This window comes from Achromobacter sp. DMS1 (assembly GCF_001270295.1).
In genome coordinates this window covers 1-9098 of the sequence record NZ_LHSJ01000171.1, presented here as the reverse complement: position 1 = coordinate 9098, position 9098 = coordinate 1, and the positions used below count along the sequence as shown (strand labels likewise).

The 9098-nt window shown below is 68.6% G+C and carries 5 protein-coding genes and 6 pseudogenes; 4 read left to right on the top strand and 7 right to left on the bottom strand.

Annotated features, from left to right (window positions below):
• Positions 1-184 precede the first annotated feature (184 nt).
• The 4 genes and pseudogenes from AD428_RS18040 to AD428_RS18025 all read right to left on the bottom strand — a co-directional run bounded on the left by AD428_RS18040 (position 185) and on the right by AD428_RS18025 (position 4149).
• Positions 185-1341 (bottom strand): annotated as a pseudogene (locus tag AD428_RS18040) (NAD(P)H-dependent flavin oxidoreductase).
• A gap of 140 nt (positions 1342-1481) precedes the next feature.
• Positions 1482-2165, bottom strand: a complete 684-nt coding sequence (locus AD428_RS18035) for an anaerobic ribonucleoside-triphosphate reductase activating protein (RefSeq protein ID WP_235490824.1) — start codon at positions 2163-2165, stop codon at positions 1482-1484.
• A gap of 26 nt (positions 2166-2191) precedes the next feature.
• Positions 2192-2572, bottom strand: a pseudogene (gene nrdD, locus AD428_RS28970) (anaerobic ribonucleoside-triphosphate reductase).
• On the bottom strand, positions 2488-4149 hold the full coding sequence (locus tag AD428_RS18025; RefSeq protein ID WP_255352274.1) for a ribonucleoside triphosphate reductase: 1662 nt from the start codon (positions 4147-4149) through the stop codon (positions 2488-2490). Before AD428_RS18025 ends, nrdD begins: the two are co-directional and overlap by 85 nt.
• Before the next feature lie 408 nt (positions 4150-4557).
• Here AD428_RS18025 and AD428_RS29630 point away from each other — a divergent pair, with 408 nt between their 5' ends.
• From AD428_RS29630 to AD428_RS18015, 3 genes and pseudogenes are all read left to right on the top strand, one after another.
• Positions 4558-4860 carry a hypothetical protein gene (locus AD428_RS29630; RefSeq protein WP_369798782.1) on the top strand — a complete coding sequence of 101 codons (303 nt, stop codon included), beginning with the start codon at positions 4558-4560 and terminating at the stop codon, positions 4858-4860.
• A gap of 5 nt (positions 4861-4865) precedes the next feature.
• A complete protein-coding gene (locus AD428_RS29625) occupies positions 4866-5204 on the top strand; it encodes a hypothetical protein (RefSeq protein ID WP_369798781.1) in 339 nt (112 codons plus the stop codon).
• A 20-nt stretch (positions 5205-5224) separates the two neighbouring features.
• Positions 5225-7015: pseudogene (locus tag AD428_RS18015) on the top strand (catalase); the annotation flags it as partial.
• Here the strand turns inward: AD428_RS18015 and AD428_RS25365 are convergent.
• A pseudogene (locus tag AD428_RS25365) lies at positions 6989-7189 on the bottom strand (NADPH-dependent FMN reductase); the annotation flags it as partial. The pseudogenes AD428_RS18015 and AD428_RS25365 overlap by 27 nt on opposite strands.
• A 288-nt stretch (positions 7190-7477) precedes the next feature.
• Here AD428_RS25365 and AD428_RS18010 point away from each other — a divergent pair.
• A pseudogene (locus tag AD428_RS18010) lies at positions 7478-8018 on the top strand (antibiotic biosynthesis monooxygenase).
• Between the two features lie 40 nt (positions 8019-8058).
• Here the strand turns inward: AD428_RS18010 and AD428_RS18005 are convergent.
• Both AD428_RS18005 and AD428_RS18000 read right to left on the bottom strand, forming a co-directional pair.
• Complete coding sequence (locus tag AD428_RS18005; RefSeq protein WP_053246089.1) at positions 8059-8790, bottom strand: GntR family transcriptional regulator; 732 nt, start codon at positions 8788-8790, stop codon at positions 8059-8061.
• Positions 8791-8835: 45 nt separating this feature from the next.
• Positions 8836-9098 (bottom strand): annotated as a pseudogene (locus AD428_RS18000) (hypothetical protein); the annotation flags it as partial.

The following is a 9098-nucleotide window of genomic DNA, read 5'->3' as shown; positions in this document are numbered from 1 at the left end:
GGGCTGTTCACCCGGGCGTCCGCGCTGGGCCAGGGCCCGCGCGAGGCCGGCGGCCTCGGGCAGGTCATCGAGCAGCGCATTCTGCAGCTGCACCACAGCGAGGTGAGGCTGGTGCCGGGCGAAGAGCCCGGCGCCGTATTCGAGTTCGACCTGTCGGCCGCGCCCCGCCCGTGAAGGCCGGCGATCAGGCCGCCGCCGGCATGGTGCCGTCGAGCAGATAGTCGATCAGCTCTCGCACGCTGCGCATGGCCTTGCCGAAGGGCAGGCGCGAGGCGCCGCGGAAGAACAGGCCCTTGCTGACCTCGCCGCGCAGCGCGGCCGCCAGCTTCAGGTCGATGCAGAACTGGCCGAAGCGGGAAATGCCGTCCCGGATGCCGCATTGGGTCAGGCAGTCCATGCGCTGGCTGCAGCGGCGCGGATCGGCGCAGGCGCCTGCCTGCAGGGTCTTCTCCTGGCGCAGGTAGCGCACGAGCCAGGGCGTGCGCACCGCGCGCGCCGGCAGGCCGGCCACGCTGGTGAATTCGGCCAGGGCGCCGGGGTCGGCGTCGATCAGCACGCGTTTGAAGTTCTCGTGCGCATCGCCTTCTATCGTGACCGCGAAGGCCGTGCCGACCTGCACCGCGTCGGCGCCATGGTTCAGCCAATAACTCACCTGCTCATGGCTGCCCAGGCCGCCGGCCACGATCAGCGCCGGCGCCTGGTTGCCGAGCTGCAGCTCGTCGAACAGTGCGCGGCAGCCCGCCAGCGCGTGCTCGAAGTCGAAGCGGGCGTCGTGCACTTCCTCCAGCCGCGCGCGCCCAGGTGGCCGCCCGCATACCCCGGATGCTCGATCACCACGGCATCGGCGATCCGGCCCTTTTTCATCCATTTCTTCAGCACCGCCGCCACGCCGCGCGCCTCCGACAGGATGGGCACCAGCGCCACCTTGGGAAAATCGGCGGTCATCTCCGGCAGGTCCAGCGGCAGGCCCGCGCCCATGACGATGGCCTGGGCGCCGCTCTCGCAGGCCTGGCGCACCAGCGCGGCATGGTCGCGCACGGCCTTCATGACGTTCACCGCCACCACGCCCCGGCCTTGCGCGGCCTCCAGCGCGGCGCGCACTTCGCGGTCCAGCGCCTGCCGGTTCGCCCGGTCGATGAGATCGCGGTCGCGGCAGCGCTCGGTCTGCGCCAGCAGGTCGGGATGATGGTGGCGCAGGTCCACGCTGGCGATAGTGCCCACCGCATTCAGGCGGGCCACGGCGCCGGCGAGGCGATGGGCCGATATGCCCACTCCCATGCCGCCCTGTACGATGGGCAGCAGCTGGCGGCCGGCAAGTTGCAGAGATTTGAACCAGGTCATGAAAAACGCCTTGATGTGAACAAGTGCCCGCAGGCTAGTGCAGCGGCCATGCGGGCGTATTGCGATGAGTCAAGCGGAACGGGCATGGGCCGCCGTTGTGGCGCGCCGCGCGGGATGCCCTTTGGAGGAGCAGGGTTTTCTCACCGGCACGCGTATTCCTCGAAAAGTCCCGACAGAATGCGGTGGGCCTGCGCGCCCAGGCGGTTTTCCGGCGGACTGTCGGGTGTGGCGCGCACGTTCTGCACGGCGAAGCGCCGCACGCCGCGCCGGGCGAGCTGGCGCGCCAGCGCCAGCAGCCGGGTTTCGTCCAGCCATTCAGGGCTCCAGGTGATGCGGCACTCGAACGACGTGCCCGAGGCCAGCAGCTGCGCCAGGCTGTCCAGGACCAGGCGCTGCGAATGGCGGCGTCCGGTGATGTCGTCGTAGCCGGCGGCATCGGCCTTGATGTCCAGTCCCACCCAGTCCAGCATGGGCAGGGCATCGCCCAGGCGCATCGGATAGATTCCCGCCGTGTGCAGGCCGGCCGCGTAGCCCATGCGCCGCACGTCGCGCAGCAACTGCGGCATGCGGGGTTCGGACAGCGGCTCTCCGCCCGAAAACACCACGGCGTCCAGCAGGCCGCGGCGCGATTCCAGGAACGCCCGCACCTGTTTCCAGTCATAGCGGGCGGTGCGCATCTGCAGCTCGGGGTTGTGGCAATAGTGGCAGCGCCAGGGGCAGCCGGCGATATAGACCACCGCGGCCAGCCTGCCGGGCCAGTCCACGGTGGAAAACGCCGTGAGGCCGCCCACTGCCGGCGCGCCGCGCGGCAGTTCGCGCAGCACCGGGGCGGGGCGCGGGAAGCGGCCGGCTAATTGCGGGACTCGACGAAGAAGCGGCGTTCATGGAATTCTCCTTGCTTGCCCGCGTTGAAGGATGACACGGGGCGGTGGTAGCCCATGACGCGGGTCCAGATTTCGCAGCGCACGCGCTGGCTGTCGTCCAGAAGCGGACGCCGGGCGTCGGCAAGGCGGCGGGAGTTGTCGTGTTGCATGGCGGTTCCTTTTGCAGTGACGGAAAAAAATGCGTATCAGGCGCAGGCGCACGCGGCGGCCTGGCGGGCCAGCAGTTCCGCGTCGCACTTGGGGCAGAACTCGTGGCGCCCGCTCAGGTAGCCGTGATTGGGGCAGATCGAGAACGTGGGCGTGACCGTGATGTACGGCAGCCGGAAATTCGACAGCGCGCGGCGCACCAGCTCTTTGCAGGCCTGCGCGACGACACGGCCTCGTTCATGTACAGGTGCAGCACCGTGCCGCCGGTATAGCGGCCTTGCAGGGTTTCCTGCAGCGCCAGCGCCTCGAACGGATCGTCGGTATGGCCCGCCGGGAGCTGGCTCGAATTGGTGTAGTAAGGGTGGTCGGCGTCGCCCGCCTGCAGGATGTCGGGCCAGCGCTTGCGGTCTTCGCGCGCGAAGCGGTAGGTGGCGCCTTCCGCGGGCGTGGCCTCCAGGTTGTAGAGGTGCCCGGTTTCTTCCTGGAACTGCGTCAGCCGCTCGCGCATGCGGTCCAGCAGCCGCAGCGCCATGGCCTGGCCGGCCGGCGTGGCGATGTTCTCGCCGTCGCCCGTGAAATTGCGGATCATCTCGTTGATGCCGTTCACGCCCAGCGTGCTGAAGTGATTGCGCAAGGTGCCCAGGTAGCGGCGCGTATACGGATAGAGCCCCTGGTCGATGTAGCGCTGCACCACGGCGCGCTTGGTTTCCAGCGCGTCGCGGCCGATTTCCAGCAGCCGGTCCAGGCGCGCCAGCAGCAGCGCCTCGTCGCCGCGGCAGGTATAGCCCAGGCGCGCGCAGTTCACCGTCACCACGCCCACCGAGCCGGTCTGCTCGGCGGACCCGAACAGGCCATTGCCCCGCTTGAGCAGTTCGCGCAGGTCAAGCTGCAGGCGGCAGCACATGGCGCGCACCATGTGCGGCTCCAGGTCCGAGTTCAGGAAGTTCTGAAAGTACGGCAGGCCGTAGCGCGCCGTCATTTCGAACAGGCGCGTGGCGTTGGGATGGTCCCAGTCGAAATCCGGCGTGATGTTGTAGGTGGGAATCGGAAAGGTGAAGGCCCGGCCCCGGGCGTCGCCCGCCATCATGACCTCGATATAGGCCTGATTGATCATGTCCATCTCGGCCTGCAGCTCGCCGTAGGTGAACGGCATCTCCTCGCCGCCCACGTAGGGCACTTCCCCGCGCAGGTCTTCGGGGCAGGTCCAGTCGAACGTCAGGTTGGTGAAGGGCGTCTGGGTGCCCCAGCGGCTGGGCACGTTCAGGTTGTAGATCAGCTCCTGCATGGCCTGCCTGACCTCGGCGTAGCTCATGGCGTCGCGCCGCACGAAGGGCGCCATGCAGGTGTCGAAAGAGCTGAAAGCCTGCGCCCCGGCCCATTCGTTCTGCAGCGTGCCCAGAAAGTTCACGATCTGCCCGATGGCGGCGGACATGTGCCTGGGCGGCGCGGCCTCGACCTTGTTGGGCACGCCGTTGAAGCCTTCGCGCAGCAGCTGTCGCAGCGACCAGCCGGCGCAATAGCCGCTCAGCATGTCCAGGTCGTGGATGTGGATGTCGCCATCGCGATGCGCCCGCCCCGCCTCGGGGGCATAGACATGCGATAGCCAGTAGTTCGCCGTGACCTTGCCCGCCACGTTCAGAATCAGGCCGCCCAGGCTATAGCCCTGGTTGGCGTTGGCGTTCACCCGCCAATCGCGCCGCTCCAGGTACTCCGTCATCGCGCTCTCGATATCCAAGAGCGGGGCGGGGGCGCGTTCCAGGTTGGGGGGAGTATCCATTTGTGCACCATATGTAGTGGGGTGAGCAAACTCTATCACTACATATGGTGTGACTGACGCACCCCCGAAGCGGGATCTGCCGCGCATTTGACGCGCGTCAAGCGCCGCTGCAGCCCGCGGGCAGCGTCATCGCCAGCCGCGACCAGGCGGTCGCCGATGGCCTGAACCGGCTCGCCTGCGGCACGCTGGTCACGGAAGACATCGGGAACAAGCGCATTGCCGATGCCACAGGAGTGGCAAAACTACATTAATGGGGTGTCTTGTCAGCTCATTGTTTTCCGCCTGCTTGCAGGAAGTGCGCTTGCCTCGCCCGCGCGGCGGGTGGCGGGGCCGGGCACGGCGGTTGCTGCACGCCCGGCCCGCGGCAGGCGCGGGGCCTGTTCCAAACGGCGAGAGGAGGTGAGCGTGATGAGTCCAGCAGACGAAACCGGACGCCCGCGGCGCGGGCGCCGGCCGGGCAACGAGAAGCAGATCGAGGCGCTGTTGTACGAGGCGCTGGAGACGGAGATCGGCGGCCTGGCCATTTATGAAACTGCGCTTTCCTGCGCCGTGAACGAAAGCCTCAAGCAGGAATGGCGCGAATACCTGGAAGAAACCCGTACGCACCGCCGGGTGTTGCTGACAGTGTTCGAGCAGCTCGGGATGGAAACCGAGCGGGAGACGCCGGGGCGCGAGGTGGCGCGCCACATCAGCCAGGCGCTGCTGCGGTGATGCGCATGGCGCAGACCGCCGGCGATGAGGAGGCGGCGCAGCGCGTGGCCGTCGAATGCGTGGTGCTGGCCGAGACCAAGGACCATGCCAACTGGGCGCTGATCGGCCGCGTTGCCCAGGAGCATGGGGGCAGGATGGGCAAGGTGCTGGCGCAGGCGCATGCGGCGGTGGCGCCGGATGAGGATCACCACCTGTATCACTCGCAGGGCTGGGCCCGGGAGCTGTGGATCGAGGCGCTGGGATATCCGGCCGTGCTGCCCCCGCCCGAGGAGATCCGGCAGGCGCACAGGCCATTGGCGCGGCGCGCGCGCGGCAGCAGCGCGGTCGAGATGCTGCATCACTAGGAAAGGACCGGGAGACAGTCATGGCAGCAAAGAAAACGGCAGGCAGGCGCGGCGCGCGGCGCGCCGATGAACGGCATTCCAGAATACCGACAGCGGGCCCGCGGGCGGCCCGGCCAGGGGCATGGCGAGTCCCGCGGCCAGGCGGGCGGCGGCGGTGCAGGCCACGGCGGCAGCGCTCGGCCACAATGCGGACAAGGCGCAGGAGTATGGAGAAAAGGCCGCGCGCCGTCCCTACGCGGGGCAGCATGCGAAGGCCGGCGCCGCTTCCGTCGGGCGCGCGCTCGTTGTCCGAACAAGAGGCGTCCGGCAAGACGGGAAAGCCCGCCGCAGCAGGGGCCAACGCCGTGGGCGGCGGGCTGGAGCGGGTGAGGGCGGACGACACGGGGCAGATGCTGACCACGAACCAGGGCGTGCGGGTGAGCAGCAACCAGGATTCGTTGAAGGCCGGGCTGCGCGGGCCCGCGCTGCTCAAGGATTTCGTGCTGCGCGAGAAGATTACGCACTTCGATCATGAGCGCATCCCGGAGCGCGTGGTGCACGCGCGCGGGTCGGGCGCGCACGGCTATTTCGAGTGCTACGAATCGCTGGCCGACCTGACTTGCGCCTCGCTGTTCGCCAAGAAGGGCAAGCGCACGCCGGTGTTCGTGCGGTTTTCCACGGTGGCCGGCGAGCGGGGCTCGAAGGACACGGCGCGCGACGTGCGCGGCTTTGCGGTGAAGTTCTATACCGACGAGGGCAACTGGGATCTGGTGGGCAACAACATGCCGGTGTTCTTCATCCAGGACGCGATGAAGTTCCCCGACCTGGTGCACGCGGTCAAGCCCGAGCCGCACCACGGCATGCCGCAGGCCGCTTCCGCGCACGACACGTTCTGGGATTTTGTTTCGCTGATGCCGGAAAGCACCCACATGCTGATGTGGCTCATGTCGGACCGGGCCATTCCGCGCAGTTTCCGCATGATGCAGGGTTTTGGCGTGCATACTTTCCGCTTCGTCAATGCGCGCGGCGAATCGCGGCTGGTGAAGTTTCACTGGAATCCGGTGCTGGGCACGCATTCGCAGGTGTGGGACGAGGCGGTGAAGGTGTCGGGCGCCGATCCCGACTTCCATCGCCGCGATCTGTGGGAAGCCATCGACGCGGGCGCCGGGCCCGAATGGGAGCTGGGCGTGCAGGTGTTTACCGAAGAGCAGGCCGCGCGCTTCAGTTTCGACGTGCTCGACGCGACCAAGATCGTGCCGGAGGAGCTGGTGCCCGTGCGTCCCGTCGGCCGCATGGTGCTGAATCGCAATCCGGACAATTTCTTTGCGGAAACGGAGCAGGCGGCGTTCTGCGCGGCGCACATCGTGCCGGGGCTGGATTTCACCAACGATCCCCTGCTGGCCGGGCGCATCCATTCGTATGTGGACACGCAGATCTCGCGCCTGGGCGGGCCTAACTTCCACGAGCTGCCCATCAATGCGCCGCTGGCGCCGGTGCACAACAACCAGCGCGACGGCATGCACCGCCAGACGGTGCACCGGGGACGGGTGGCGTATGAGCCGAATTCCCTGGGCGGCGGCTGTCCGTTCCAGGCCGGCATGGACGGCTTCGTATCGTTTCCGGAGGCGGCCGGCGGCGACGAGCTGCGCGGCCGGCCGGAGAAGTTCGCCGAGCACTACAACCAGGCCGCGCTGTTCTACGAGAGCCAGACGGACTGGGAAAAGCGCCACATCGCCGACGCTTTCGGTTTCGAGCTGAGCAAGGTGACGGTGCCCGCGGTGCGCGCCCGCATGCTGGCGTCGCTGCGCAATGTGTCGGATGAGCTGGCGCAGGGCGGGGGGCGGGTTGTTTTCGTTGTCCTGGTTGTAAAGGGGCAGGTCGCCCAGGCTCGCGTATTCCAGCTTGAAGTCGGCGGGCATCAGCTTTTCGAGCGCGCGGGCCAGACGCAGATTGATCGAGGCGGCGCGCAGGCTGCCGACGAAGACGGCGATCTTGTAGGTGCTCATGAGGCGAATGCTCCTTGAGGCAGGGAAGGGAGAAACAGTGTAGACCCCGGAACGGGACGGCTCAATGACGGCGCCGGCGCGCGCGCGCCTGCCTGCGCCCGGCCGGCGTGCACCATGATGGCGCGCAATCTAGGGGTAATCACCGATATGGTGTGCGGCGCGGTGCGCCGGGCCCGGCGGCGCATCCGTTCGCCGCGCGCGCCGGCCCGGCGCAGCGCTGGCATGCCGTTTGCTTTGAAGAGAGGGCGGCCAACCCGCTTCCGGCCGCTTCGTTGCAGGAGTTCCCTCATGTCCCACGTTGCCGCCACCGCCCCGGTCACCATGCTGGTCACCCGTCACATCGCGCCTGAACGCTACGGAGATTTTCTTTCGTGGATGCGGCAGGGCGAGATCCTCGCGGCGGGCTTTCCGGGCTTCCTGGGTTCCGGGGTGCTGCAGCCGCCCGAGGGCGGCGACCAGTACGAAATCGTGTTGCGCTTCAATGACGAGGCCAGCCTCGCGCGTTGGGAAAAGTCGCTGCCCCGGCGCATGTGGCTGGAGCGCGGAGCCCAGCTCGTGCGGGCCAGCCGCGAACGCCGCGTGAGCGGCATGGACAGCTGGTTCGGCGCGCGGCAGAGCGCCCCGCCGCGCTGGAAGCAGGCCGTGAGCATCTGGCTGGCCTACTTCCCGATGCTGCTGCTGTTCACGGTGCTGGCCAGCGATCACTTGAGTGCGATGCCGGTGTTCTGGCGGGTGCTGCTCACCACGCTGGTCCTCACGCCCATCCTGTCTTTCATCTGCATTCCGCTGTTCCACGCGCGCGCTGCACCGTTGGCTGCGGCCGGAATGAGCCGCGCCGGGGCGCTCCGCCGGGGGCGCCTCCGGCTGGCTCATGCCGCCCGCGCCCGGCGCGCGGAATAGAGCCGGTGCAGGGTGATCTTGCGCACGGCCTCCTGGCTTTCGCGGATGTGGGCCTCGAGCAGGCGCGCGGCCTGTTCGGCTTCGCCCGCCATCACGGCGCGCAGGATGGCGCCGTGTTCTTCGTAGGTCTTGCCGATGCGTTCGGGCTGGGTGAAGTCCAGCCGGCGCACGATGCGGATGCGCTCGGTGGCGGCGCGATGCACGCGGGCGATCTCGGGATTGCCCGCCGCGGCCACCAGCCCGATGTGAAAGCGTTCATCGAGGTCGGCCAGCCATTCCGCATTGGCGGAGCGGTCGCCTGGGTCCACCAGCAGGATGTCGGCCAGCGGCGCCAGGGCCCGCCGCGGGTCCGGGGCCGCGGCGCCGGCCGCACCGGACACCGGACCGGACGCGCACAGGATGCGCACGGCCGCGGCTTCCAGCACGCAGCGCAACTGGTAGAAATGATCCAGCGTGTCGAAATCCAGCGGTCTGACCAGCCACCCGTTGCGCTGGCGGACTTCCAGATAGCCCTCGCGCTCCAGCCGGAACAGCGCCTCGCGCACCGGCGTGCGGCTGACCTGCAGGCGTTCGGCGATTTCGGTTTCGGTGAAGCGGTCGCCGGGGGCGAGGCGGAAATCCAGGATGTCGCGCTTGAGCGCGCCGTATGCGGCGTCGGCCAGCGTGCGCGGGGTGTCGATAACGGCGAAGGCGGTAGTCATGTCGATGCCTCGGTAATCGTCGGTTCGGAATGAGGGCAGGGTTCGTCAGGCGGGGCGCGCGCGGGCAACGCCCGCCTGTTCGAGCCGGCGCGCGGCCAGCAGGCAGTCGGCTTCGCGCCACGGGGCGGCGATGCGCAGCACGCCTATCGGAAGATGGGCCTGCGGGCCCGTTCCGGGCCACACCGGGGCGGCGCAGACGGGCAGGCCCACGCAGGAAATCGGCTGCGTGAGCAGGCCCATGCCCGCGCGCGCGGCAGCCGGCCGCCTGCCAGCTCCAGCCATTGCGCGCCCAGGGGCGTGGCCGGCAC

Excerpts from the sequence above, each read along its gene's own strand:
- AD428_RS18005 (WP_053246089.1), bottom strand. The coding sequence starts at position 8,790 with ATGACTACCGCCTTCGCCGTTATCGACACCCCGCGCACGCTGGCCGAC.
- AD428_RS29625 (WP_369798781.1), top strand. The coding sequence starts at position 4,866 with ATGGCGCAGACCGCCGGCGATGAGGAGGCGGCGCAGCGCGTGGCCGTC.
- AD428_RS29630 (WP_369798782.1), top strand. The coding sequence starts at position 4,558 with ATGAGTCCAGCAGACGAAACCGGACGCCCGCGGCGCGGGCGCCGGCCG.
- AD428_RS18025 (WP_255352274.1), bottom strand. The coding sequence starts at position 4,149 with ATGGATACTCCCCCCAACCTGGAACGCGCCCCCGCCCCGCTCTTGGAT.